A 26,330-nucleotide genomic window follows, 5' to 3' on the forward strand; every position below is an offset into this window, starting at 1 on the left:
TACGGATAAAAGGTTTCAAAAATGTCGTCCCCCCGCAACCGCTGGCTGATCCTGCTGTCGGTCATGCTCGCCTTTACCCCCATCGTCGTCGACATGACGATCCTCCATATCGCTGTGCCCTCCCTGACCCAGGCGCTCGGCGCCACCGGCACAGAAATCCTCTGGATCATCGACATCTATCCTTTGGTGATGGCTGGCCTCCTCGTGCCCATGGGGACGCTTGCCGACCGCATCGGCCACCGGCGTATGCTGCTTACCGGCCTTGTCGTCTTTCTTCTGGCCTCGGTCTTTGCCGCCTTTGCGCCAACGCCCACCATGCTGATCGCTGCCCGCGTCGGGCTCGCTTTCGGCGCAGCCATGGTCGTCCCCAATGTGCTCGCGATCATCCGCCAGACCTTTGAGGACCCAAGGGAGCGCGCCATCGCGCTCGGTCTTTGGGGTACGGTCGGTTCGGCCGGCGCCGCACTCGGCCCCCTCGCCGGCGGTCTTCTTCTTGAGCATTTCTGGTGGGGCTCGGTATTCCTCATCAACGTGCCGGTCATGCTCGTTGTCTGGCCGCTCGCCTATGCTGTCCTCCCCCGCCGCGAACCTACCGGCACCGGCAGCTGGAGCATCGGCCAGGCTCTGGTGCTGATCACCGGCCTCATCGCCACCGTTTATGCCGTCAAATCCGCCTTCAAGGCGGATAGTTCGCCTCTCGTCACCGGCGTTACCCTGCTTGCTGGTCTCGCGCTGCTCGCCTGGTTCACGCGCCTGCAACTGGCTTCCAGGACGCCCATGCTCGACCTTTCGCTCTTTACCCGCCCCGCCATTTCCATGGGCATTGTCATGGCGCTGGTCGTCACTGGTGCCCTTGCAGGTGTCGAACTGACCCTCGCCCAGGAACTGCAATATGTTGTCGGGTTCAGCCCGCTTCAGGCTGGTATGTTTATGCTGCCGCTCGTCATTGCCTCCGGCGTCGGCGGTCCGCTTGCAGGCTATGCCGTCGGCTGGGCGGGCCTGCGTGTCGTCGCCGTGTCCTCGCTTGTTGTTGCTGCAGCCAGCCTTGCCGGTCTCGGGTTCAGCGATTTCCACAATGCCGGCCTTGGCACCGTAGGGCTGATGGCTGCGCTCGGCCTGTCGCTCAGCATCGGCCTCACCGCTTCATCGATCGCCATCATGTCGAGCGCTCCGAGCGAGAAGGCAGGCGCTGCCGGTTCGCTCGAGGCCACGGGCTATGAGCTCGGCGCAGGCCTTGGAATCACCTTTTTGGGCGTGCTGCTCGGCTCGGTCTATGCCGGCGCGCTGCGCCTGCCTGCCGATCTTGCGCTGAGCCTCCCTGCCGGGGCCAGCCAGTCGATCGGTGAAACCATGCTCGCCGCCAGCGCTCTGGGCGCCGCCGGCCAGCCGCTTGTCGAGGCGGCTCGGCTCGCCTTTTCCAACGCGCACGGCGTCGTGCTCCACAGTGCCGCTGGGCTCATCGGCGTCCTCGCCATTGCCGTCTTTTTCGCGCTGCGGAACTATTCCGATGCCGAGGCGCCGGCTGGGGCACATTGAGGGCGCGGAGGCCTTGCCTTTCCTCCCCATTCCCCCTATAGAGCCGCATCTCCGGACCGCCCGGCCAAAAGGCATGCCGTGGCGGTCTTTGAAAGCGATGGGCCCGCAAGAGCCCGTTCAGACCATAAGGACCCGCAAAATGCCCAAGATGAAGACCAAGTCCGGCGCCAAGAAGCGTTTCAGCTTCACCGCCTCGGGTAAGGTGAAGGCCGGCGTCGCCGGCAAGCGCCACCGCCTGATCAGCCACAACGCCAAGTACATCCGCACCAACCGCGGCACCAAGATCCTGTCCAAGGGCGACGAGGGTCTGGTGAAGTGGTACATGCCGTACAACCGCTAAGCTGAAGGGACACTAGAACATGGCACGCGTAAAAAGAGGCGTAACCGCCCACGCCCGTCACAAGAAGGTCTTGAAGGCCGCCGAGGGCTATTATGGCCGTCGCAAGTCGACGATCCGTATTGCCAAGCAGGCCGTCGAAAAGGCCGGCCAGTACGCCTATCGCGATCGTCGCGTCAAGAAGCGCAACTTCCGCGCGCTCTGGATCCAGCGTATCAACGCCGCCGTGCGTGAATATGGCCTGACCTATAACCGATTTATCGACGGCCTCAGCAAGGCTGAAATTGCCGTCGACCGCAAGGTGCTGTCCGATCTCGCGATCACCCAGCCCGAAGCGTTCGGCGCCCTGGTCACCAAGGCCAAGGCAGCGCTGGCTTATCTCGAGGGCGTCGACAAGACGACCCACGCCCGCGTCACTGCCGCCTAAGACCAGTCCTCCGCCCAGCTGAGGTCAATCCGCGCCTTGCGCCATCCCGAAAAGGGCTGGCGCGGGGCGTTTTGTTTTGGTCTGTCCCCATGCTGAAACCACTCCTCCGCCGTCATTGCCCGGCTTGTCCGGGCAATCCATGCGGGGGGAGGGGTGGACCACCCGGACGAGCCGGGTGGTGACGGTGCGAACGGGGAAAAGCCAGCGCAAAAATTCGCTGACTCCCGCCGCTCAAAATGCTCTAACCGCCACGCCTGTCTACCGCGAGAACACTATGTCCCTGGAAGCACAAATCTCCACTCTGCGCGCCGAGCTGACCGCAGCCATAGCGGCAGCGGAAAACGAAGCGGCGCTCGATGCTGTTCGCGTGTCGGCTCTGGGCAAGAAGGGGTCGGTTTCGGCCCTTCTCGCAACGCTTGGCACGATGGCTCCGGAAGACCGCAAGTCGGCCGGCCCGGCCATCAACGGGCTCAAGACCGAGATTGCCGGGCTCGTCGAAGCGCGCTCGAGCGAACTCAAGGGTGCCGCGCTTGAAGCCCGTTTGCAGGCCGAAACGCTTGATGTCACCCTGCCGCTGCCGCCCGCCCCGACCGCCAAGGGGCGCATTCACCCGATTTCCCAGACCATCGACGAAATCACCGCCATCTTCTCGGACATGGGTTTTTCGATCGCCGAGGGGCCCGATATCGAGACCGACTACTATAATTTCACCGCGCTCAACTTTCCCGAAGGCCACCCGGCGCGCGAAATGCACGACACGTTTTTTATGAAGCCCGGCGCCGATGGGGTGAAGAAGGTGCTGCGCACGCACACTTCGCCCGTCCAGGTGCGCGTCATGCAGAACACCAACGAAAAGCCGGCCGCCGCTTATATGACGCCCGCGCAAGATCCACCGATCCGCGTGGTCATGCCCGGCCGTACCTATCGCAACGATAGCGACCAGACCCATACCCCGATGTTCCATCAGGTCGAAGGCCTCGTCATCGACCAGGAATCCCATATCGGTCAGCTGCGCTGGGTGCTCGAGGAATTTTTGAAGGCCTTCTTCGAAGTCCCCAGCGTCACCCTGCGCTTCCGCCCGAGCTTTTTCCCGTTTACCGAACCGAGTATGGAAGTCGACGTCCAGTGCGATCGCTCCGGCTCGGAAGTGAAGATCGGTGAAGGCTGCGATTGGCTTGAAATCCTGGGCTGCGGCATGGTCCATCCCAATGTCATCCGTAATGCCGGGCTCGATCCGGATGTCTATCAGGGCTTTGCCTGGGGCATCGGCATCGATCGCCTCGCCATGCTCAAATACGGCATGCCGGACCTGCGCGCCTTCTTCGACGCCGACCAGCGCTGGATCGAGCACTACGGTTTCCGCCCATTGGACTTACCGACGCTTTTCGGCGGACTTTCGAGCTAAGGAGCCAAAAAAATGAAATTCACTCTGGACTGGCTCAAGGAACATCTCGACACCACCGCTTCGGCCGAGGAGATCGGGACGGCGCTGACCATGGTCGGGCTTGAACTCGAAGGCATCGAATCCCAGGGCAAGGTGCTCGAAAAGTTCGTCATTGCCCATGTGGTGGAAGCCAAGCCCCACCCCAATTCCGATCATCTCAATATCTGCAAGGTCGACGCCGGCACCGGCGAGTTGATCGACGTCGTGTGCGGAGCGCCCAATGCGCGCACGGGTATGAAGTCGGTCTTTGCCTTCCCCGGCACCTATATTCCGGGCAAGGATTTTGAACTCAAGGGCGGCGTCGTCATTCGCGGCGCTCCCTCCAATGGCATGCTGTGTTCGGCGGCCGAGCTCGAGCTCTCCAACGACCATGACGGGATCATCGAGCTGCCCGAAGACGCTCCGATCGGCCAAAAATATGTCGATTATGCCGGCATCAACGGCGTCGTTTTCGATATCTCCATCACACCCAATCGGGGTGATGCGACCGGGGTTTATGGTGTGGCGCGCGATCTTGCCGCCTTTGGCCTCGGCACGCTCAAGACCACTGATTTTTCGCCCGTGCCATCGGTTGGCAAAAGCCCGATCGCGCCATTGCCGCACCAGTTCTCTGGTGACGAGCCCAAGGCGATCCGCAAATTTGCCGGCCGCTACATCGCCAATGTGAAAAATGGCCCCTCGCCCGATTGGCTGCAGGCGCGTCTCCGCGCCGTTGGCCTCAGGCCCATCAACGCGATCGTCGATATCACCAATCTCGTCTCGCTCGGCTGGGGCCGCCCGCTCCACGCCTATGATGCTGACAGAATCGAAGGCGAGATGGTGTTGCGCAATGCCCGTGGCGAAGCGTTCGATGCGCTCGACAACAAAGTCTATACGCTCGACGAGACCATGACCGTTATTGCCGACAGCAAGGGCCCGCTCTGCCTTGGCGGCATCATGGGCGGCATTCGTTCGGGCGTCACCGACGAGACCACCAATGTCTTCATGGAATGCGCCAGCTGGGATCCCGAACTGATCGCCCGCACCGGCCGCAAGACCGGCATCGTGTCCGACGCGCGCTATCGCCTCGAACGGTCCGTCGACCCCGCGCTGACCGAACCCGGCATGGAACTCGCCACTCGCCTTGTTCTCGAACTCTGCGGGGGTGAACCTGCCGAGCCGGCGATTTCGGGCGAAGACGTTTTCCCCGATACTGCGGTCGAATTCCCCTTGAGCGAAGTGCGCCGCCTCACCGGCCTCGACGTCACTCCCGAGCGTATCGAAACCATCCTCGACGCACTAGGCTTCGTGGCCGAAGGCGCGGGCACGACCCTTCACGTCAAGGTGCCGTCCTGGCGTCCGGACGTGACGCAGAAGGCCGACCTTGTCGAAGAAGTCATGCGCATAGTCGGGGTCGACAACGTACCGGTCGAGCCGTTGGCCCGCCTCAACCACGTCGCACCCCGCATCCTCACCACCATCCAGAACCGCCGTCGCATCGCCAGGCGAACCCTGGCTGCTCGTGGGCTTGACGAGGCCGTGACCTGGAGCTTCATCTCCAATGAGGAGGCCAGGCGCTTCGGCGGCGGCACTGAGGATCGCCAGCTCGCCAATGCCATCGCCTCGGATATGACCGACATGCGGCCTTCGCTCCTACCGGGTCTCCTCGCCGGCGCCCGCCGCAACGCAAATCGCGGCTTTGCCGATGTGGCGCTGTTCGAAGTCGGACAGATCTTTCTCTCCGACAAGCCCGAAGGCCAGCACACCTATGCCTCGGGCATCCGCACCGGCACGGCCCGAATCGACGGCTCTGGCCGCCACTGGTCCGGCAAGGCAGAGCCTGTTTCCGTCTGGGACGCAAAGGCCGATCTTGCCGCCGTGCTCGACGCGCTCGGCGTTGACGTCGAAAAAGCCCAGGTCCTGCCGGAAGCCGCCCAATGGAGTCATCCGGGCCGCGGCGGTCGCATCGCGCTTGGACCCAAACTGACTCTGGGCTGGTTCGGCGAATTGCACCCCGCGCTTGCAGCCGAGATGGATATCGAGGGGCCCGTTACGGCCTTCGAAATCGACCTCGATGCGCTGCCGGAAGGCCGCAAGAAGGCGACCAAGACCAAGCCGGCGATCGCTCTTTCGCAATTCCAGCCGGTATCCCGCGATTTTGCCTTCGTGATGGACCGTACGGTTCCGGCTGCAACGCTTCTTCGCGCGGCGCGTGGCGCCGACAAGAGCCTCATCACCAATGTCGGCATTTTCGACGTATTCGAGGGCGCCCACGTGGGGGAAGGCAGGAAGTCGGTCGCCATCGAAGTGACGTTGCAGCCCCAGGACCGCACGCTGACCGACGAGGATATCGAAAAAGTCTCGGCCGCGATTGTGGCTGCCGTCACCAAGACGACGGGCGGCGAGCTCAGGAAGTAGCGCACAAGGCCCTACGCTTCACCATCATTGCCCGGCTTGTCCGGGCAATCCATCTCTGCTGAGCCATGGACCACCGGGACAAGCCCGGTGGTGACGGTGTAATGGTGCTTCGCCACCGCCGACTTCCGGAGACACAATGTCCCGCACCGACGCCATTCTGAAACGCCTGTCCGGGCTTCATCCCAAGCTGATCGATCTCAGCCTCGATCGCATGTTGCCGCTTCTCCAAAAGCTGGGCAATCCGCAGGACCGCCTGCCGCCGACCATCCACGTCGCCGGCACCAATGCCAAGGGTTCCACGATCGCCTATCTTCGCGCGTTCCTCGAAGCAGCGGGCAAGACGGTGCACGTCTATAATTCCCCCCATCTCGTGCGCTTCAACGAGCGCATTCGCCTCGCCAGCAAGCTCGTCGATACCCGAACCCTCAACAGGGCGCTGGAAGAGGTGGAGAAAATCAATGCCGGTGAAGGCATTACCTTTTTCGAGGTGACCACCGTCACCGCCTTCAAGCTCTTTGCCGAAACCCCGGCCGATTTCCTCCTGCTCGAAACCGGCATGGGTGGAACCTATGACACCACCAATGTCGTCAAACATCCGCTTGGCACGATCATCACCCCGGTCGACTATGACCATCAGGGCTTTTTGGGCCGCACCATCGCCGAAATCGCCGCCAACAAGGCCGGTATTTTGAAGCGTGGCGCAAAATCGGTCATGGGCATCCAGCGCGATGAAGGCCGCAAGGTTTTGGAGCGCTCCGCCCATCGCCTCGGTATTGCGCCGCTCTGGCAGGGTGAGGATTTTCACGGGGTCAGCGAAGATGGCCGCCTCGTCTACACCGACGAGGAAGGCATGCTCGATCTGCCGCCGCCCGCCCTTTTGGGGCCCCACCAGTTTGACAATGCCGCCCTTGCCATTGCCGCCGCGCGCCATTTCGGGCTGCCGGTTGGTGAGAAGGATTTTGCCGAGGGCCTCCGCCGCGTGACCTGGCCGGCCCGCATGCAGCCGATCCGTTCGGGCACCCTGCGTGATCTTCTTCCCGCGGGGCACGAACTCTGGCTCGATGGCGGCCACAACACACATGGCGCCGCGGCTCTGGCGCGCACCATCGCCGCGTTCGATCAGGCTCGGCCGCGACCGCTGGTTCTGATCATGGGCATGATGAACACCCGCGACCCCGGCGGATTTTTGACGGCTTTTTCCCCCTTCACCCCGGAGGTGTTGGCCCTGACCATTCCGGGCGAAGCCAATGCTCATCCTGCCGCTCACATCTTCGCGCGGGCCCGGGACATCGGCTTTGCCGCCCGCCCCATGCGCTCGATCGTTTCGGCACTCAAGGCAGCCGCCGAAATCCCCGATGCGCGCGTGCTCATCTGCGGCTCGCTCTATCTTGCCGGCGACGTGCTGGCCAAGAATGGAACGCCGCCGGATTGATCATCTGCCTCGGGACGCGCCCAGCCCTCGTCCTGAGGCGCGGAGCGCAGCGTAGCCTCGAAGGAGGTGGGCGTGCCCAGGGCCGTCAAGGCCACGCCCCCGTGGTTCGAGGGGCGGCTATGCCGCCCACCTCACCATGAGGGCTACTGCTGCTAATACTGCGCCTGCTCAAGACCACAAAACGCATCGACCGGGCTGGTACCGGCAAAAGGCACCCGGCCCAGTAGCGCCTCGAGCACGGCGGCCTGGATGGCGTCGCTTGAGCCATAGGCGTTGACATAAGTGGGCGCCCGGGGCGCGTCGTAAAGATAATAGGGATAGCCCAGCGACACGACGAGCGTCGGCACTTCGTGCCAATGCCGGTGCATGGCGCCGAACACCGTGCCCGTCAGCCGCTTCCAATCAAGAAAAATCCGGCTTCGGGTTAGCAGCGTTTCTTCGGCCAGAAGGTAAAGCACGAGGTCGAAATCCTGCGCCCGCACGCTCATGTCAGGCGTATGGAGCGTTACCTCGAAGCCTTCGTCCGACAATAACTGTGGCAGCGACAAGGGGATAGGCTCAGGCGCAAAAGGCTGCACCGCACCGGTTGAATAGATCAGCACGCGCTTGTGCTTGGCCGGCGACAGCGGCAGGAGGCCGGCGACGTCCTTGACCAGTGTCGGCATGCGCTGGGTGACCATTTTGGCAGTCGCAGCGCTTTCTGGCCGGTTGACGATACGGCTCGCCTCGTCGTGATTGGGCTCGCTCCGCTCCTTGTGGAGGCCGAGCGCCGCCTTGAGCGCAAGGACCCGCGTCACGGCCTCGTCCACCCGCTCCTGGGTCAGGCGCCCATCGGCGACGGCTTTGACGAGACGCATCAGGTCGCCATTGGGGTCGTCGGAAAACAGAATGACGTCGCATCCGGCAATGATGAGTTCGGGCAGGGTTTCGTCCCGCGGCCCCCAATCGCCAAGGCCCGCCATCGGGGTTGCGTCCGACACGATCAGCCCGTTGAACCCGAGCCCTTCGCGCAAGAGCGTCTCGTTGAGCACGCGGCTGAGCGAAGCGGGACGGAAAGCCTCGGCCTTGGCCTCGGGATCGAGTTCACGCACAAAGGCGGGAAAGGCGATATGGGCGGACATAACGCTCATCACCCCGGCCTTGATCGCGGCGCGATAGAGCCGCCCGAAGCTTTCTTCCCACTCGACAAGGCTCAGCGGATTGACCGTGGTCACCAGGTGCTGGTCACGATCGTCGAACCCTTCGCCCGGCCAATGTTTCACCGTCGCCGCCACGCCCCCGTCCTGGAAGGCTCGGATCTGGGCCAGCGCGTGACGCTCGATCCGGTCGACATCGCTGCCATAGGAGCGGGTGCCGACAATGGCGCTGCGCCAGGCGGCGTTGATGTCGATAACGGGAGTAAAACTCCAGTTCAGCCCCACCGCGCGCGCTTCTTCGGCCATGATCCGCGAAATCGCGGAGGTGGCCTCCACATCGTCGACGGCTGCCAGCCCCAGGGGATTGGGCACGGAGGTGCCGAAAGGCAGGCTCATGCGGCTGCCTTCGAGATCGGCGCTCACCAGCATGGGCGCGGGTCCCACCGCATCGAGCGCTGCGGCAAAGCCGATTTCGTCGGCCAGGTCATCCCCGTAAATCCGCGTCACCCCGCCCGGGCGGAAGGTGCGCACCATGTCGAGCGCATCGGCCGAACTGCCGCGCGCCAGCAGCACGAAGAGCTGGGCCAGCTTGTCGCGCGGGCTGAGCCCATCGCGCGTCGTATGCACCCAGGCAATGGCCTCTTCGTCGAGCGCGAAGGGGGCGGCGGTTAGATCGAGTGCCAAAACTGCTCTCCGGTGATGGTTCGGCCGGTAGAGGTAGCAGAGCCGCATCTCGGGGGCCAATGGTGAATTGCGGGCAGGATTGTGGCGCCATCGGGTGCTGCCGGCAGGCGCCCAAAAAGCCCCTTACTGAAGCCCTCGCCCCTTCGTGGGGAGGGTCAGGGCGAGGGCGCGACCACACTCACCAGCCTGCCCAAACAAAAACGCCGCCGGGAATCCAGCGGCGCTTTCAATGATCAGATAGATCGGTCTTACGCCGCGTGGCCTTCCAGCCACTTGGTCAGACCGGCCTTGGGCGTACCGGCGCCGATCTTCATGTCGGCAGCTTCCCCGTTCTTGAACAGGATCATGGTCGGGATCGAGCGGACGCCATACTTGACTGTAGTCGAGGGATTTTCGTCGACATTGAGTTTGACGATTTTCACTTTGCCCGAGAGTTCCTGGGACAGTTCATCGAGCAGGGGGGCGATCGCCCGGCAGGGCCCGCACCATTCCGCCCAGAAATCCACCAGAACAGGCTCTTGGGAGTTCAGGACTTCCTCGCCAAAATTGGCGTCGGAAACTTGCTTCGTCATGGGTTTTGCCTTTTGGGTTGAAAGCGGTGGCTTCATTGCTCCCAAAGTTGGTCAGTGTCCAGCCTTGGTGCAAGATCGTTCACCTGAGGGTGAAACCTCTTGTTGCCGCGGCGAGCTGTTCGGGCGGCGGATTCACTAATGATTCCAGTTCGGTCCAGAGGATCGCCGCCTCTACGGGACGCCCGGGGAAGAGCTGACCTGCAACCAGTGCATATAGGGCAAGTTGCGTAACGTACCTCCCCGGCACCTGATCGAATCCCTTCGGTGCCGTCGCATCGGATTTGTAGTCGACCACCAGAACCCCCTGATCGTCAACCACGAGCCTATCGATACGCCCCGATAGCCGGATTGGTTCCCCCTCGCGCATCGCATCGAGCAGAAACGGCACTTCGGCGCGGCTCCCCGGTCCGAACAGGCGGGCAAAGGCAGGCTTCTCAAGGATGGACCGCGCCTTGAGCGCCAGGCGCTCCCGCTCCGCTGCGTGCTCGGGCAAAAGCAGCTCGAGTGCATTGGGAATGACGCTTGGCCAAAGCGTCCGGTCGACCTTGCCCAGATGCTGGAGCAGGGCATGCAGCGCGAGGCCCGATTGCCGGGCGGTCTCCGCGTCGCGCACCCGTTCGGCTGCGGTGATCAGCGCCGGTTCATCCCGGCTTCCATCATGGGCGTGGGAGGGCGAAATCACCGGTGGAGCGGCAAATTCGGGCAGGGGCGGCGGATCGCGCCACGCCTCCGGCGCGTCCATCGCGTCACCTGCAAGCGGAGCAGGCACCGGAGCCACGCGGTGGGCCGGATAAACGAGCGCGGTCACCGTACCCTCGTGCTCTTCGGCCTCGAGATTCCCGCCGAGCCCTTCTGCTATGGCTTCATACCATGTCCCATCCACCTTGCCCCTGGCGGTCAGGGCGCCGGTTACATAGAGTTCGTCCTCGGCCCGCGTCATGGCGACATAAAGCTTGCGCCAATATTCCTCAAAGAGCGTGTCGTCGATTGCGGTTTTGATCGCGCTCGTCTCGGGCACATGCTGGGCGCTGGCGCTGGCGTGGATCAGCAGCGGCCCCGGCGCCTCGGTCAGCACATAGACCGGCTTGCCGGTCTGCTTGCCGCTCGGCTTGCTCGCCGCATCTGCCATGATCACGATAGGCGCTTCGAGCCCCTTGGCCCCGTGCACGGTCATCACGCGCACGCCGCCGCCCGCCTCGGCCAGTTCACGCTTGATCGAGACTTGCCGCTGGCGCATGGCGGCGGCAAAGCCCTGAAGCGAGGGTTGTTCGCTCTGTTCGTGCTGCAGTGCCAGATCCAGCAGTTCGGAAAGCACCTCGTCCACTTCCGGTCCGAGCCGGCCATGAAAGCGCTTGAGCCCGCCATGGGCATAGAGCACGCCGGCAAGGAACTCATAGGGCCGCTCGAAATCAAGCGCAGCGCGCCACTCGGTCAGCCGCTCGGCCGCCGCCATGGCCGCCGGGTGCACCGAAGCGAGGAGCGCGGACCACAGGGTCTGGCGTTCGGCCCGTGTGCTCGCGAGGTTGAAGAGGTCGTCTTCGGAAAAGTCGAAAAGCGGCGAGCGCAGGAGGGCCGCGAGCTGCAGATCGTCGGCGGGGTTGAGCAGCACATCGATCAGTGCAAGCAGATCGAGCACCACGATATGGCCGGTGACCGCCAAGCGGTCGGCGCCGGGGGTCGGGATCTTCATCAGCCGCAGGGCCCGAATGATTTCCTGAAACAGCGCGCTGCGCGATTGCACGAGGATCAGGATATCGTCGGCCGCAACGGCCCTGCCGCGCTGTTCGAGCGGTCGGCGATTGTCGATCCAGGCGCGGATTTCCCCCGCGATCCGCATGGCAACCTGGCGCGGCCCGCTTTGCTCGGCCACGAGCGGTTCGGTGGGCCAGTCCTCTCCACCGGTTTCCCCCTTTTGTGTCTGGACCGGCGGCCACAGCGTCACCTTGCCGCCGGGCTGGCTGCGGGCAGCTACATGCAGGACCGGCTCTTCCGAGAGCAGGGCGCGCTGGATATCCTCTCGCCGGCAAGTCAGGTCCACGGCGTCCAGAATGCCCTTGAGCGTGCGGAAGCTGGTGTGAAGCGGCAAGCGCGCGAAAGCCATTTCGGCGGCCGCGGCGCGTTTTTCGAACTCATGCCCCGTCGTGCCGAACAGCGCCGGCTGCGCGCCCTGAAACGAGTAGATCGACTGCTTCTGGTCGCCCACTGCAAAGATCGAGCGGGGCCGCTGCGCCGCGCCTTCACCGGCAAAGAACTCCGCCGCCAGCGCCTTCACCACCCGCCATTGCTGGTGATTGGTGTCCTGGCTTTCATCGACGAGAATATGCTCGATCCCTGCATCGAGCTTGTACTGCACCCAGGGGCCGATAGCGGGATTGTCGAGCAGGTCGCCGAGCCGTTCCACCAGATCGTCGAAGTCAAGCAGGGCATGGCGCCGCTTGTCGTTTTCGTAGCGTGCAGCAATGGCAACGAGAATATCGAGAATGGCAGCGCTGCGTTCGGCCATTTGCGCAGCCTTGAGCGCTATGTCGAGCGCGACAAGCCGCTCCTGTTCGGCGCTCAGCAGTTCGAAAAGGTGCGGAAAGGCCGCCTGTTCGGCCTTCACCATCAGCCGGCTGCGCGGCTCGCCCTTGCCGGTAAAGAACACCGCGCGCAAGAGATCGGCTTCGATCCGGTCCGGATCGAGCCGCGCCAGAAGGTCCGCACACTTGGTGTTGCCGGTGGGGTCCCCCTTCAGACAGCCCACGATTTCGCGGATCGTTGCGGGGCTGAGATGGCTCCTGCCCACCATGTCGGCAACAAGCTGCGTGGTCGATCGCTCTCCGCTCCCGATCAGCGCCCGCAAGCGCTGCTTTGCCCCTTCAGGATCCGCCAGGAGCGGCTTGAGGCGCGCGCCCTGCGCCAGCGCCTCGTTGATCGCCTCGCCGATGCTGTGATCGCTCAAAAGCGTGAAAAGCGTTTCGACCGCCGCGCTGTTGGCGCCGCCGCGCAGCCCCTCGGCCAGCACGCTTTCGCGCGCCTGCATGATCAGGTTTGCCTGCTGGTCTTCCTCGATCACGGCGAAGTCGAACGGTACGCCCGCTTCGATCGGAAAGCGATGCAGCACCGCCTCGCAAAAGGCGTGGATGGTCAGGATGCGCAGCCCGCCGGGTGTTTCGAGCGCGCGGGCAAAAAGCGTCCGCGCCTCGCGCAGCATGTCCGTGCCGGGCCGCTGACCGAGCAGGGTTTCCAGTTCCCTGGCGAGGTCGGCCGTTGCAAGCACCGCCCATTGCGCCAGCTCGTGCGAGACGCGCTTGCGCATCTCGGCAGCCGCTGCCTTGGTATAGGTGAGGCAAAGAATCGATTCCGGCTTCACCCCGGCCAGAAGCAGCCGCAGGACGCGCCGGGTCAGAACATAGGTCTTGCCCGATCCGGCATTGGCCTCAACCCAGATCGAGCGCATGGGATCGATCGCCTTGCCCTGCGCGGCGCTGGTATCAAACGGGATGACGAGTTCGCCCCGGCTCATGCCTCGTCCTCCCCGCCATCGACCGCCGTCCATTCGGCCACCCGCGCCAAATGGTCGTAAGCTCCGGCAAAGCGCTGCCCGGCAAGCGGCATGATCCGCGCCAGCATCGGCGTCTGGCGGAAGAGGAAGTGGTCGATGTGCCCCTGCATTCTGCGGCTGATCTCCTCGGCCGCGGCCATGATCGGCATGTCATCGGCCGTCTTGAAGCCGGAGGGCATAAAGGCGTCGGGCCCGAGCCCGATCTTGACATAGGTCAGCGCGCTCGTGTTGACCGGCGGGATGCCGGGCATGCCGGCTAACTTGACCATCATCGCCTCGAGCAGCAATTGCGGCGCCTCGAACCCCTTCATCGCCGAAGGCTTGGGCGGCGTGCCGGTCTTGAAGTCGAGGATTTCCACGGTCCCATCCGTCATCTCGTCGATCCGGTCGGCCTGTCCGCTCAGCCGAAAGGCTTCGGCGAGGGGCAGCGCGATCTCGCCACGGATCTCTGCGTGACGCAGCTTGACCCGGCCGTCTCGCGCGCTTTCGAACTCGAGAAATTGCTGCGCCGCGGTGGCGAAGCGCTTGAGCCAGATGTCGCGCCGCTCCCCGATCCCATCGAGCCCAGAAAACGCTTCCGCCGCCATGGCCATGATCGTCTCGAAGGCCCCCGGCGCCGCCGGATCGTGTTTTTCGATCACGAACCGGGCGAGTACATCGTGGATGATCGTGCCGCGCTCGCGCATATCCGGCGTTTCGCCCAAGGGATCGAAGGGCCTGAGCCTGAGCACGTGCCGGGCATAAAGATCATAGGGCGAGCGCATCAGCGTTTCGATTTCGGTGACCGAGAGCTTGCGTGGCCGGATGGCAGCGGGCGGATTGGGCGTGGGCGCGCTTGCCGGCACGACCCGGTCCACCGCATCGATGGCCCGCGCCGCCGCGATCCATTGCCGGCCCCGCGCCCGCATGGCATCAGCCGCATCGTCGCCCACAAAGGCATCGAGCCGCTGCACGAGGCGCGAGGGCAGGGCCGGGCTCGTCCCCATGCGGTCGGCATAGGCGATCACCACCTGCCCATTGCCCATGGCCTGGGCGAAATCATGCGTCGCCAGCCCCTGCAGCCGCTCGGGCGGCTCGAGCCCCGCCGCAAGCCGCATGCCCCGGCTCAACCACGGCCCGGGATCGGCCGGCTCGGGCCACACGTCTTCGTTGAGCGCGCCGAGGATGGTCACGTCCGGGCTCATCAGCCGCGCCTCGATCTGGCCCCAGATGGCGATATCGGTGCGCCGGTCAAGCCGGTTGCGCACCTGGAACCCGTTCATCAGCGCCGCAAGGACGCTGTCGAGCCCGCGTGGCGCAAAGACATGCCCCTCGCCCGCAAGGCCCGCCATTTCCGTGGCCCAGCGGCGCAATTCGTCATGCCCGCGCAACGGGGCGCCATCGGCAAACGCCGCTACCGCGCTCGCCACGGCCGCCGCCAGGTCCGCCGCCCGGATCTGTCCGGCCTCAAGGATGCGCGTAAGCGGCGCCATCCCCGCTTCGATATCGCTCAAGAGCACCAGTATAGCCGCCCCATCGGCCTCGCTCAGCCGGCGCAGCGCATGCTTGGGCGGCCTCGCCAGATGATCGGCAAGCCCCTTGCGCAGACCTTCGAGGCCCGGCGCCGGCCGCTGACCGCGCAACAGCGCCAGCTCGATCTGGTCGGCAAGACTTGCCACGGCCTTGCGGCTCCGCCCCAGAAGCGCCGCGCGATTGCGCAACAGCGCGATCAGATCCACCGCCGCGCAGCGATTGACAGCCAGCGTCAGGATCTGCCGCGCCAGACGCCCCGCGGTGGATTGATAAAGCGGCGCCCCCGCCGCATCGTCCACGTAAACGTCGAACCGGGCCAGTTCCGCCGCGATCCGCCGCGCCAGGTTGCGATCGGGCGTGATGATCCCCACCGTCTTGCGCTCGGCAAGCGCCTGCCGGGCACAAAGGGCGATGGCGCGGGCCTCCTCGTCCTCGTGCCGCGCCGCGATCACCGAAACGCCGGCCAGCGCATTTGCGAGCACATCCGCCTCCGGCCGTTCCCCGGCCCAGTTGGCGGTGTCCGAGGTCAGCGCCAGCGCCTTGTGCAGGAGCGGCGTGCGCGGATGCGGGCTTGCTGCCAGTTCCACCACCTGCGCGGGCCCCGCGCCCAGCGTACGCAGGAGCTTGCCCAGGTGATATTGCGGATGCCCGTGCGGGCTCTCCGTGGGATCGAGCAGCGCCTTGTGCACTTGCGGCGACATCTGCGTGTCGAGCCCGGGCAGCACCAGCGCCCCGCGCGGCAATCTCTCGATGGCCCGCAAGAGCCGCGCAGTCGCCGGAATCGAGCCGGTCGAACCCGCCGCGATCACCGGCCGGTTGCCATAAAGCACCGCCGCGCCCTCCGCCTGCCGGTCGAGCCGCGCGCCGCGCAATTGCGCTGGGTCGGCGCGACCGAGTTCGGCGAGCATGGCGGGCCAGGCCGATAGGGCGATTTCGAGAAAGGTCAGCGTCTGCTGCCAATAGGCGCCGAGATCGGGTCCGAGTTCGGCCCCGAGCGCGCGCAGTTCGGCCGGGCCCCGCTCCTCGATGGCGAGATCGTCGAACACATGGGCAAGCGAATCCGCCATCGAAAAGATTTCGGCGGCCGTCGGTGGGGTGGCAAAGGCCTGCCCGCCGACCGGACTATGCGCCCAGGCGGCAACGAGCCGCGACAACACCAGCCGCCGCTGCAGCATACTGGCCGGCGGCGGAGACGGCAGGGCATCGAAGGGCGGCAGAAAAGGTTCTTCATCGCCGGGATCGCCCCCGAATGTTCTGATATCGGGCAGGAGCCCGGTAAATTGCGGATGCGCAGCAAAGGCCTCGGCCAGCGCTTGCCGCGCGCGCTGGGTGGGCAGAATGATGGTGATGTCGCTGAGCCAGAACGGACCCTCGCGCGGCCAGTCTCCGAGAATGCGTCCATCCATCACCGCTTGCGCGAGCGTTGGCAAAAACCGGGCATGGGGCGCGATCGTGAAAAGGCTCATGCGCCGAGCAGCTCTTCGACCTGCGCCAGAGCCGCGGGGTCGCCGACATGGAACCAGGGGGCATCGAGCACGACACCCTTGAGCGTCTCTCCTTCGAGCGCCCGGTCGAAGATCTTGGTCAGCGAAAAGGCTCCGTCCGGGGTGTCCCTGAAAACGTCCGCCCCCATCAGCGCCACCCCGCCATAGATCACCGGCGCTCCGTAATCAGGGGTCACCCGGCCCATGGGATCGAGGCAGAAATCATGGCTGCGCCCAAAGCCGGTGGCCCGGCCCGGCTGGATACAAAGCAGCACCACATCCTCTTGTCCCCCATAGCGGGCGCGCATGCGCGCCAGGGGCCGGTCCACCCCGGTGGGCCAGAAGGCATCCGTATTCATCACCAGAAATGGATCGGAATGGAGCATGGGTAGCGCGCGTTTCAACCCGCCGCCCGTGTCCAGCAGGGTTTCCTCGCGGCTGACCTTCACCAGCCCCCCAAAATGCGCCAGCACCTGATCGGCAAGATAATGGGCATTGGCCACAAAGCGCTTGGCTCCTTCCTCCCGGGCATTGGCCATCACCCGCTCGATCAGCGGGACGCCGCCCACTGGCACCAGCGGTTTCGGCATTGTCTCGGTCAGCGGCCGCAACCGCGTCCCAAGCCCCGCCGCCAACAGCATCACATCGGGGAATCGATCAGGTTTTTCCATGCGCGGATAGAACCGGGAGCAGGGGGGCTTGTCCAGTGCGGGAGACGACGATGCGCGCAAGCTGCTTCTCTCCCGGAGGCAGAAGAAGCGCTGGGTCCTCCCGAGCACTGCTGCTATTCCTCTCCCTCCCGATAAGGGGGGCGCCACGCGCCAGCATGCCAGCCCTCACCCTCCTAATTGAAATCGCTCGAACCGCTCCAGTTCCCCATCGATCGCCGCCTTCTCCTCGGCCCCGAATTCCGCCGTCCAGGTCCATTTCTGCACAAGTAGTTTCCCAAGGGTTCTGTCGGTCTTGAGATCGATCGCCGCAACGATCCGGTCGCCCACCAGCACCGGCAGGGCGAAATAGCCGTAGCGCCGCTTCTCCGCCGGCACATAAGCCTCGAAGAGGTGGTCATAGCCGTAAAACAGTTTCAGCCGTTTCCTTTGGATGATCAGCGGATCGAACGGCGAAAGAATGTGGACCCGCTGGCTCTCGTCCCATTTTTGCTCGAGCGTTTCCGGCCGCGCCCAATGCGCCACCTTTTCCGCGCCCTCAACCAGAACCGGCACCAGTTCCCGCCGCTTGACCCGCGTCGCGATCAGCTCATGCACCGCCTTCTTGGCCGGAGCATTGAGGTGGCAGATCGAATCAAGGCTCACAATCCCCTGGCTCGTCAGCGCCCGGTCGAGCAGATAGGCGGTCACCTGGCGCTCCGTCGCGGGTCTTGGTGCACTGGTCCAGCCGAAATGGCGTTCGGCCAGCTCATAGGTCTTGACCATGCCCTCGCGTGCCGCGATGGCGACATGGCCCTGATAAAACATCAGCTGCAGCACGCGCTTGGAGGGTTTCCGGCTCGCCCAGGGATGGGTCTTGTCGACCAGTTCGTCGTCCCCGATATCCCGGATCGAAAGCGGCCCTTCCGCGCGCAGGCGCTTCTTCATGGCGCTGATTTCGGCCGGGGTGACCGAGCCGAACCAGGCGCTGGGCTGTTCTCGATAGCGCTTCATCAGGGGCAGGAAAAACTTGAGATCGTCCGTGGGCACATAGCTCAGCGCGTGGGTCCAATATTCGATGATCGACTTGTCCTCTGTCTGCAAGCGCGACAGGTCGCTGCGCCGATATTCGGGTATGCGCGTAAACAGGATATGGTGGTGACACCGCTCGATGACGTTGATCGTGTCGATCTGCACATAACCAAGCTGCCGGATTGCGGCGAGCGCAGCCTCCGGCCCCGCCCCAAACGGCGCCTCCCTGTCGAGCCGCTGCGCCCCCTGCCAGATGGCACGGCCCTGCGCCTTGGAGATCGAGCTTGGTGTTCTGGCCATGTTCAATACCGTTCGGATAGGAGGTGTAACACGCTCTCGCATCGCTCCGAGACAAGACATGTCAGTGCTGAACCAAGCAATGCCTTCCAGCCCTCATCCTGAGGCGCGCAGCAAAGCGAAGCCTCGGAGGACGACGGCATGTCCTAATGCCCGAGGTCCCACCTTACTGATACCTGGCCTACCTGCGAAACCACCCACCCTCGAGCAACTCCCGCTCCCCATGGCGGGCCAGCCCTGCCTTGAGCCCGGAAAGCTCCTGGGGTGAAAATCCCTGCGGGTCGGTCAGCGCCACCCAGGCATCGAAATAATCCTGCGGCGAATAAACGTGGCCGTAGCCGATCTCGGCGGTCTGGGCGAGGGCCATGTCGAGCAGCAACTGCAAGAAGGTGACCACTGGATACCAGTTGAGAAGCGGAGACACCGAAGGCGCGCGCGAACCGCTGAGCCAGAGCGGCTCGCGATAGGCCAGTGTGGGTTCGAAGAAGACGATGGGGTCGGAGGGATATTGCAGGTAAACGATGCGCAGCGGCCCCCAGTGGATCTGCCCTTCGAGGTCGCTTCCCTCATTGGCAAAGCGCACCGCTGTTTCATTGCCGATCCGCGGCCGCCAGACGGGCGATCCGGGATCGCGGCTCGCCGTCGTCGTGCGCCAGGAGGCGGTGGCAAAGGGCGGGCCCACCCAGAGCGCGCCGTCGAACGGGTCTCCCAGGATATCGTAGAGCGGGGCCGATGCTGCCGACGAATAGGCGCCAAGGCTGAGCCCATGGAGATAGAGCCGGGGGCGGCTCGCCCGGTCCATCTCGGTCCAGCGCGCATAAACGGCGTTGAACAGTGCCCGTGCCGTTTCAACGCCCACATCCGGCTCCGAAACCAGCGACAGCCAGCTCGTCAGATACGAATATTGCACAGCAACGCTGGCCACATCGCCCCGGTGCAGGAATTCGAGCGTGTCAATGGCCGCCGGTTCCACCCAGCCGGTGCCCACCGGCATGATCAGCACGAGGACCGCGCGGTCGAACGCCCCGACCCGGTCCATTTCCGCAAGCGCGAGCGCCGCGCGCTCCTCCGGCCCCTCGGCCGAGCGCAGGCCGACATAGACGCGCAGCGGCGTTTCCGCTTCCTTTCCCGTCAGGGCGCTGATCTCCTCGGCCGTGGGTCCGCTCTCGACATAAACGCGCGCATCGAGCCCGATCGTGTCCCAGTCGATCAGCGAGGAGGCGCTGCCTGACCTCAGCGGATCGGTCGGGGGCGGCTGGGAGATGCCGACGAGCCGGTCGAAATTGCCGTAAAACCGGTCGGCGGCAAAAAACAGTCCACGTGCGATCACGCCGTCCACGATCGCCGCGGTCGCCAGCCCAACAAGGATCATGGCGCCGACCAGCGCCACCCGCCGCGGGATCAACCGTCCGAGCCAGCGCGCCACGAGCCGCACCCCATGCACGATCAGCGTGCCGAGCCCGATCAGCACGGCAGCCGGCACGATGGCAATCAGCGCCACCAGCAACGGCTGCGTAGCCTCGACCGGCTGCGCCCCCATGCCGGCGCGCACCGAATTCTGCCACCCGGTCCAGAACCAGAGAAAGCTGATCGTCAGCACGAGGCACGCCAGGGCGCAGAGCCGCCCCGTCCAGCGCGCCACCCGCCGGTTGGGCCAGCGCAGCTCGAGGAAGTCCCACAGCCAGACCAGGAAAACGCCGATGCCGTAGCCGGATGCAAAGGTGCAGCCCGAAAGAACTCCCTGCACCACGAAATTGCGCGGAATGAGCGAAGGGGTCAGTGACAGCGCTGCAAACAGCAACCCGAAGAGCCACCCGCCCGCCGAAAGCGCGTCGAGCCGCCGCCAGACGAATCGGCTGAGGCGCCGGAGCCGCGAAACGGACGGCGCCGGCCTGGCATCGGGCAGGGGTGGATAAGTTGAATTGGACGACAAGCGGACGCGTCCCCATATGGACCTGCCGCCACTATAGGAAACTGCCCAAGCGAGACAACCGATAAGCCGCACGCGTTAGCGCAAACGCGTTAACAGGCGCCAGATGCTAACCAGATGCTGGCAAAAGGGAGGATTTGGTGGAGCTAAGCGGGATCGAACCGCTGACCTCTTGCATGCCATGCAAGCGCTCTCCCAGCTGAGCTATAGCCCCATCCGAACAAGGTGCGAAACGGCCGAAGCCTTCGGTTTCGCGACCAACCTTGCGGTGGTTTTGGGTTTCGTCGGGGCGTTGCCCGTCTGAAGCGAGGCGGAACCTAGTGGATGATTCCGCGCAACGCAAGTGCCTAAATGACACTTTTTTCATCCGCCGGGGAAAACCCTCCCCGGCGAAAAAAGGTGAGACAAATCAGCGGTCTTCGTCGTCGCCGACATCGAAGCCGAGGCCATCGTCGCTGTCTTCGTCGTCTTCTTCGAGGAACACGTCTTCCTCGTCGTCGCCCAGGTCTTCATCGACCTCGACGTCATCGGTATCCGGAATATCCTCGCCGCTCTCTTCGGCATCGGCTTCCTCCAGCGTCACCATTTCGGGTGCGCTGGCATCGGCCTCGTCTTCTTCTTCCGTCTCGTCTTCATCATCGATCTTGCGCGGCGTCGTCGCCTTGCCGACCGCCAGCGTATCGAAGAACGAGCGGGGGTAGGACTTGCCGGTATAGGGCGAAACGATCGGATCCATGTTCAGATCGTAGAACTTCTTGCCGGTATCGGGATCGGTACGCTTGGTACCGCGTTCGTTGGCCATTTCACATGCCTCACACGAAAGGGAAAAGGTGCCAGGCCGGCCGCCGCGGCCCGCGCCAGATATTGGGCAGTCCGGTTAAGGTGGAAAGCCCCGGCCTGTCAAACTGAAAATGCGCGCGTCCGGCAAGGGTGGCACGCCTGGCCGGACCCATGCTAGGGGTGCCCCACGCGTCAAGCCAATCGGATAGGGTCATGATCATAGCCGTCGACGGACCGGCCGCTTCGGGCAAAGGTACTCTGGCCGCCGGCCTTGCCCGCCATTATGGCCTGCCGCATCTGGATACGGGTCTGCTTTACCGTGCTGTGGGAGTGGCCGTGCAAGAGTTTGAAGAGACTGATCAATTCCCCGACAGGGCCGTTGCTGCGGCAGAGGCGCTCGACGCCCGTGACCTGCGCGACCCCGAAACCCTGACCACTGCACGCGCCGGCAGCCTTGCCTCCAAGGTCGCCGTCATCGCCGGCGTGCGCCAGGCGCTGTTCGACTTTCAGCGCAGCTTTGCCCTCCAAAAGGGCGGTGCCGTGCTTGACGGGCGCGACATCGGCACCAAGATCTGCCCCGATGCCGATGTGAAACTCTTTATCCAGGCCGACAGCAAGGCGCGCATGGAGCGGCGTGCTCGCCAGTTTGAAGCCAGGGGAGAGGCGGTTGACCGTTACGCCCTTTATCACCAAATAGAGGAGCGGGATGCCCGCGACATGCTCAATCCTCATGGCGGCTTTTATCGCGCGAAAGACGCGCACTTGCTCGATACGACGCAACTGAGTATAGAGGCCGCACTCCGCGCTGCCATCGCGATTGTCGAGACGGCCATGGCGCTCAAGGCAGGGGACCGGAAAGTCCTCTAATTTCCTCCTTGAGGCTCCAGGATTCCGGCAATCATCCAAAGCCCTGGCCCGGACAATGATAGAAGAATCGTCCTTTCTGGAAGCGGTGCTCCGTGCGCCGGCTTTGGCATTTCGTCAAGGCGGACCCGTGCCCCAGGCTGGATCAGCAACCCTCAACACCGGCGCAATGGAGAAAACGTTTGGCACAGCAAACTGTGACTAAAGAAGATTTTGAATCGATGCTGCTCGACAGCTTTGTCGACAACGATGCCGCCGAAGGCACCGTGGTCAAGGGCAAGGTCGTCGCCATCGAAAAGGACCTGGCGATCATCGACGTCGGTCTCAAGACCGAAGGCCGCGTGCCGCTCAAGGAATTCGGCCAGGCCTTCCGCGACGGCCAGATCGTCATCGGCTCGGACGTCGAGGTCTATGTCGACCGCGTCGAAAACGCCATGGGCGAAGCCGTCCTGTCGCGTGAGAAGGCCCGCCGCGAAGAGAGCTGGGTCAAGCTCGAAGAAAAGTACAACGCCAATGAGCGCGTTGAAGGCACGATCTTCAACCAGGTCAAGGGTGGTTTCACCGTCGACCTCGAAGGCGCCGTGGCCTTCCTGCCGCGTTCGCAGGTGGACATCCGCCCGATCCGCGATATCGCCCCGCTCATGAACGTGCCGCAGCCGTTCCAGATCCTCAAGATGGACAAGCGTCGCGGCAATATCGTCGTTTCGCGTCGCGCCATCCTCGAGGAATCGCGCGCCGAACAGCGTTCGGAAATCGTCCAGCAGCTCGAAGAGGGCCAGGTTGTCGACGGCGTGGTCAAGAACATCACCGATTACGGTGCGTTCGTTGATCTCGGCGGCATCGATGGCCTGCTGCACGTCACCGATATCGCATGGCGCCGTGTCAACCACCCGTCCGAAGTGCTCACGATCGGCGAGACCATCAAGGTCCAGATCGTTCGCATCAACCACGAGAGCCACCGTATCTCGCTTGGCATGAAGCAGCTCCAGGCTGATCCCTGGGAAGGCATCGAAGCCAAGTATCCGATCGAAGCCAAGTTCTCTGGCCGCGTGACCAACATCACCGACTACGGCGCGTTCGTGGAACTGGAGCCGGGCATCGAAGGCCTGATCCACGTCTCCGAAATGAGCTGGACCAAGAAGAACGTCCACCCCGGCAAGATCGTCTCGACCTCCCAGGAAGTCGATGTGGTTGTGCTCGAAGTCGATCCGGACAAGCGCCGCATTTCGCTTGGGTTGAAGCAGACCCTGCAGAATCCGTGGGAAGCTTTCGCCGAGAAGAACCCGGTTGGCTCGACCATCGAAGGCGAAGTCAAGAACAAGACCGAATTCGGCCTGTTCATTGGCCTCGAAGGCGATGTCGACGGCATGGTTCACCTGTCCGACCTCGATTGGCAGAAGTCGGGCGAAATCGCGCTCGAAGACTACAACCGCGGCGACATGGTTTCGGCCAAGGTTCTCGACGTCGATGTCGAGAAGGAACGTATCTCGCTCGGCATCAAGCAGCTTGGCGCTGAAGCTCTGGCCGATACCGGTGCTTCCGATGGCACGGGCCTGCGCAAGAACGCCGTGGTCACCACCGAAGTCGTCGAAGTCAACGACGGCGGCATCGAAGTGCGCATCGCCGACTCCGACGTCACGGCCTTCATCCGCCGCGCCGACCTCAGCCGCGACCGCAACGACCAGCGCCCCGAGCGCTTCGCCAAGGGCGACAAGGTCGATGCACGCGTCACCCAGTACGACCGCAAGACCGGCCGCATCCAGCTCTCGATCAAGGCGCTCGAAATCGCCGAAGAACGTGAAGCCGTGGCCAATTTCGGTTCGTCCGATTCGGGCGCTTCGCTCGGCGACATCCTGGGCGCTGCCCTCAAGGGTCGCGACGACAAGTAAGCGTCACGCTTTGTTGCAATCTTTCGGCCCGCGCTTCACCGCGCGGGTCGTTTTGTTGATGGGACCAGAATGATGCGGTTCAAGGACGTTCACTGGCGGGCCATGACCGGCTACGACGCCGAGGCAGTCTTTGCCATTGCCCAGAAGGTGCATCCCGGTTTTTTCGAATCGGCCGAGGTGCTGGCGGAAAAGCACGCGCTTTATCGCAATGGCTGCTACATGCTCGAGATCGGGGAAAAGCCGGCTGGCTATGTGCTGAGCCATCCCTTCCTGCGCGGATCGCTGCCGGCGCTCGACACGCTTCTCGGTGCCTTGCCCGAAAATCCCGACACATTCTACATCCACGACCTTGCCCTTCTGGGGCTGGCGCGCGGGGTCGGGGCCGCTGGCAAAATCGTTTCCGCACTCACCAAACATGCCGAGGTCATGGGCTTTCCAACCATGAGCCTTGTCGCCGTCAACGGCTCGAAGGCCTTCTGGGAAAAACAGGGTTTTGTTGTCGAGGACCATCCGGAGCTCGCCGATAAACTTGCGGGTTATGAGGACGAGGCGCGGTATATGGTGAAGCGGGTTTAGCGCGTTCGTTGTCGTCCGGTGCGCCGGATGAGGGGGCGATCACAAAAGCGCCAGCGCTGTCTGGTGCTTTGGCCGGGGCGGTGTATGGTCTCGCCATTCTCGCTCAGGACTTTGCCGTGACCACTCCTCCGCCGACCCAAGCCCATGAGGCGCTCGCCGCTGAAACGTTTCGGCGCTCACGCGGCCGGTGGCGCTGGATCGCCTTTGCCGTTGCGGTTCTCGCGGTGCTTGCCGTCTGGGGGCGCTTTGCCGTGCCCGGCAGCACAGGGGGCGAGGTGGTGGCGCGTGTGACCCTTAACGGCACCATCACCACCAATGCGGCGCGCCAGCAATTGCTCGAGGACCTGATCGAGGACGACCGGGTCAAGGCGGTCGTGGTGGCGATCAATTCTCCAGGCGGCACCACGGCGGGCGGGGAAGAGCTTTATGAGGTGTTGCGGCGCCTCAGCGCTGAAAAGCCCACCGTTGCCGTCATTCATGAACTCGGCGCCTCGGCGGCTTACATGACCGCGATCGGCACCGACCGGATCTTTGCCCGGCGCCTCTCGATCGTCGGCTCCATCGGGGTCCTATACCAGCATATCAATGCCGGAAAGCTGCTCGATACCATCGGCATTGACTTCGACAAGATCGCCTCGGGCCCGCTCAAGGCCGAACCCGATATCAACGAGCCGCTGGTGGGCGCACCGCGCGAATCGCTTGGGCAATTGGTGGAGGACAGTTTCGCCTGGTTCGTCGACATCGTTGCCGAACGGCGCGGCATGAGCCGGCCGGAAGCCCTGGCGCTCGCTGATGGACGCATCGTTGCCGGCCAGACCGGGCTTGACCTGGGGCTGATCGACGCGATCGGGGGCGAACACGAGGCGCGCCTCTGGCTCGAGGCGGAGCACTCCGTTTCGCCTGATCTCGCAGCACTCGATGTGTGGCCACGCCCTGACAACAGCTTTTCCCTGATTGGTCAATTGATCGGAGGAGCGACCCGTTCTGCCCTTGGCCTCCCCACGGAAGGTCCTGTGATGCTTGACGGTTTGGTTTCGCTTTGGCAGGTTGAGCACCACCCGTAAGGGCACTCTGCCCCTTCGGATTTGGCGTTTTGGAGACCGGAGCCTTTTCATGATCAAGTCTGAACTTGTCGAGAAGCTCGCCGCAGAAAACCCCCATCTCTTCCAGCGTGACATTGAAAACATCGTCAATGCCATCCTCGACCAGATCGGCGACGCCATGGCGCGGGGGGATCGGGTCGAACTGCGTGGTTTTGGCGCTTTTTCGGTCAAGAATCGGCCCGCGCGCGTCGGACGCAACCCGCGCACGGGCGAACAGGTTGATGTCGAGGAAAAGTACGTGCCCCAATTCAAGGCGGGCAAGGAGATCCGTGAGCGGCTGAACCGGGAATAGGCCCGGCGCGTCGCTCCCGACCAAATCGGAACAGGTATGGCCAAGAAAATTGTGGGTTGGTTGGTTCTGTTGCCGCTTTGCGCGGTGCTGATCGCCTTTGCCCTTGCCAACCGGCATCTGGTGGCCGTCAACATCAATCCTTTCGGCAGTCCCGCTTCCGCCGATGCGGCCGGTTACGGCATTCCGCTATTCGTCGTGCTTTACATCGTGCTCCTTGTCGGGGTTCTGCTGGGCGGCACCGCCACCTGGTTTGCCCAAGGCCAGCATCGCAAGCGCGAACGCCAGTGGCGCCGCGAAGCACAGGCCCTCAATCAGGAACTGGAGGCGCAGCGCCGCCGCCAGGGCCAGAGCGAGAAGGCCGGCCTCTCCGAAGTCGACGAATTGCTCGACCTGCGCTAAGATCTGACGAGGCGCC

20 protein-coding genes and 1 tRNA gene are annotated in these 26,330 nt (G+C 63.9%); 12 read left to right on the forward strand and 9 right to left on the reverse strand.

Annotated elements, in window-relative coordinates:
- The first annotated feature begins 21 nt into the window (after positions 1 to 21).
- The 6 genes from BM364_RS15530 (at position 22) to BM364_RS15555 (ending at position 7,573) form a co-directional block, all read left to right on the forward strand.
- Positions 22 to 1,536 (forward strand): MFS transporter, encoded by a 1,515-nt coding sequence (locus BM364_RS15530; protein ID WP_092426147.1) that lies wholly within the window; start codon positions 22 to 24, stop codon positions 1,534 to 1,536.
- 139 nt (positions 1,537 to 1,675) lie between these two features.
- Positions 1,676 to 1,876 (forward strand): 50S ribosomal protein L35, encoded by a 201-nt coding sequence (gene rpmI, locus BM364_RS15535; protein ID WP_035084480.1) that lies wholly within the window; start codon positions 1,676 to 1,678, stop codon positions 1,874 to 1,876.
- A gap of 19 nt (positions 1,877 to 1,895) precedes the next feature.
- Positions 1,896 to 2,300 (forward strand): 50S ribosomal protein L20, encoded by a 405-nt coding sequence (gene rplT, locus BM364_RS15540; RefSeq protein WP_092426149.1) that lies wholly within the window; start codon positions 1,896 to 1,898, stop codon positions 2,298 to 2,300.
- Between the two features lie 274 nt (positions 2,301 to 2,574).
- On the forward strand, positions 2,575 to 3,705 hold the full coding sequence (gene pheS / locus BM364_RS15545) for a phenylalanine--tRNA ligase subunit alpha (RefSeq protein WP_092426151.1): 1,131 nt from the start codon (positions 2,575 to 2,577) through the stop codon (positions 3,703 to 3,705).
- A 12-nt stretch (positions 3,706 to 3,717) separates the two neighbouring features.
- The gene (gene pheT, locus BM364_RS15550) at positions 3,718 to 6,141 is read left to right on the forward strand and encodes a phenylalanine--tRNA ligase subunit beta (RefSeq protein WP_092426153.1); all 2,424 of its coding nucleotides are present in this window, start codon (positions 3,718 to 3,720) and stop codon (positions 6,139 to 6,141) included.
- 136 nt (positions 6,142 to 6,277) lie between these two features.
- Positions 6,278 to 7,573, forward strand: a complete 1,296-nt coding sequence (locus BM364_RS15555; protein ID WP_092426155.1) for a bifunctional folylpolyglutamate synthase/dihydrofolate synthase — start codon at positions 6,278 to 6,280, stop codon at positions 7,571 to 7,573.
- Between the two features lie 152 nt (positions 7,574 to 7,725).
- On the opposite strand, the gene BM364_RS15560 is transcribed toward BM364_RS15555, so the two are convergent.
- From BM364_RS15560 to BM364_RS15600, 9 genes are all read right to left on the reverse strand, one after another.
- Positions 7,726 to 9,393 (reverse strand): glycoside hydrolase family 3 protein, encoded by a 1,668-nt coding sequence (locus tag BM364_RS15560; protein ID WP_244542901.1) that lies wholly within the window; start codon positions 9,391 to 9,393, stop codon positions 7,726 to 7,728.
- 248 nt (positions 9,394 to 9,641) lie between these two features.
- Positions 9,642 to 9,965, reverse strand: coding sequence for a thioredoxin (gene trxA / locus BM364_RS15565; RefSeq protein ID WP_092426396.1), 324 nt, complete (start codon positions 9,963 to 9,965; stop codon positions 9,642 to 9,644).
- A 79-nt stretch (positions 9,966 to 10,044) separates the two neighbouring features.
- Entirely contained in the window at positions 10,045 to 13,470 is a 3,426-nt protein-coding gene (gene addA / locus BM364_RS15570) for a double-strand break repair helicase AddA (protein ID WP_175528633.1), read from the reverse strand.
- Positions 13,467 to 16,487 carry a double-strand break repair protein AddB gene (gene addB, locus BM364_RS15575; RefSeq protein WP_092426161.1) on the reverse strand — a complete coding sequence of 1,007 codons (3,021 nt, stop codon included), beginning with the start codon at positions 16,485 to 16,487 and terminating at the stop codon, positions 13,467 to 13,469. Before addB ends, addA begins: the two co-directional genes overlap by 4 nt.
- Positions 16,484 to 17,176 (reverse strand): nucleotidyltransferase family protein, encoded by a 693-nt coding sequence (locus tag BM364_RS15580; protein WP_092426162.1) that lies wholly within the window; start codon positions 17,174 to 17,176, stop codon positions 16,484 to 16,486. The genes addB and BM364_RS15580 overlap by 4 nt, the downstream gene beginning before the upstream one ends.
- Positions 17,177 to 17,341: 165 nt before the next feature.
- On the reverse strand, positions 17,342 to 18,490 hold the full coding sequence (locus BM364_RS15585; RefSeq protein ID WP_425284902.1) for a winged helix-turn-helix domain-containing protein: 1,149 nt from the start codon (positions 18,488 to 18,490) through the stop codon (positions 17,342 to 17,344).
- Positions 18,491 to 18,662: 172 nt separating this feature from the next.
- On the reverse strand, positions 18,663 to 20,414 hold the full coding sequence (locus BM364_RS15590; protein ID WP_244542902.1) for an alpha/beta hydrolase: 1,752 nt from the start codon (positions 20,412 to 20,414) through the stop codon (positions 18,663 to 18,665).
- Between the two features lie 135 nt (positions 20,415 to 20,549).
- Positions 20,550 to 20,625 (reverse strand) — tRNA-Ala (locus tag BM364_RS15595).
- 195 nt (positions 20,626 to 20,820) lie between these two features.
- The gene (locus BM364_RS15600; RefSeq protein WP_092426166.1) at positions 20,821 to 21,213 is read right to left on the reverse strand and encodes a TIGR02300 family protein; all 393 of its coding nucleotides are present in this window, start codon (positions 21,211 to 21,213) and stop codon (positions 20,821 to 20,823) included.
- Positions 21,214 to 21,404: 191 nt separating this feature from the next.
- Between BM364_RS15600 and BM364_RS15605 the strand changes: the two genes are divergently transcribed.
- The 6 genes from BM364_RS15605 (at position 21,405) to BM364_RS15630 (ending at position 26,314) form a co-directional block, all read left to right on the forward strand.
- Positions 21,405 to 22,058 carry a (d)CMP kinase gene (locus tag BM364_RS15605; RefSeq protein WP_092426168.1) on the forward strand — a complete coding sequence of 218 codons (654 nt, stop codon included), beginning with the start codon at positions 21,405 to 21,407 and terminating at the stop codon, positions 22,056 to 22,058.
- Positions 22,059 to 22,195: 137 nt separating this feature from the next.
- Positions 22,196 to 23,944: a 30S ribosomal protein S1 gene (rpsA, locus tag BM364_RS15610; RefSeq protein WP_092426400.1), complete on the forward strand. Its 1,749-nt coding sequence runs from the start codon at positions 22,196 to 22,198 to the stop codon at positions 23,942 to 23,944.
- A 69-nt stretch (positions 23,945 to 24,013) separates the two neighbouring features.
- Positions 24,014 to 24,520 (forward strand): GNAT family N-acetyltransferase, encoded by a 507-nt coding sequence (locus tag BM364_RS15615; RefSeq protein WP_092426169.1) that lies wholly within the window; start codon positions 24,014 to 24,016, stop codon positions 24,518 to 24,520.
- A gap of 116 nt (positions 24,521 to 24,636) precedes the next feature.
- Positions 24,637 to 25,584 (forward strand): signal peptide peptidase SppA, encoded by a 948-nt coding sequence (sppA, locus tag BM364_RS15620; RefSeq protein WP_175528634.1) that lies wholly within the window; start codon positions 24,637 to 24,639, stop codon positions 25,582 to 25,584.
- Between the two features lie 49 nt (positions 25,585 to 25,633).
- Positions 25,634 to 25,915, forward strand: a complete 282-nt coding sequence (locus BM364_RS15625) for an integration host factor subunit beta (protein WP_035084445.1) — start codon at positions 25,634 to 25,636, stop codon at positions 25,913 to 25,915.
- 36 nt (positions 25,916 to 25,951) lie between these two features.
- Positions 25,952 to 26,314, forward strand: a complete 363-nt coding sequence (locus BM364_RS15630; RefSeq protein WP_092426173.1) for a lipopolysaccharide assembly protein LapA domain-containing protein — start codon at positions 25,952 to 25,954, stop codon at positions 26,312 to 26,314.
- Positions 26,315 to 26,330: the final 16 nt, after the last annotated feature.

Source organism: Devosia crocina (assembly GCF_900116545.1).
Taxonomy (GTDB): domain Bacteria; phylum Pseudomonadota; class Alphaproteobacteria; order Rhizobiales; family Devosiaceae; genus Devosia; species Devosia crocina.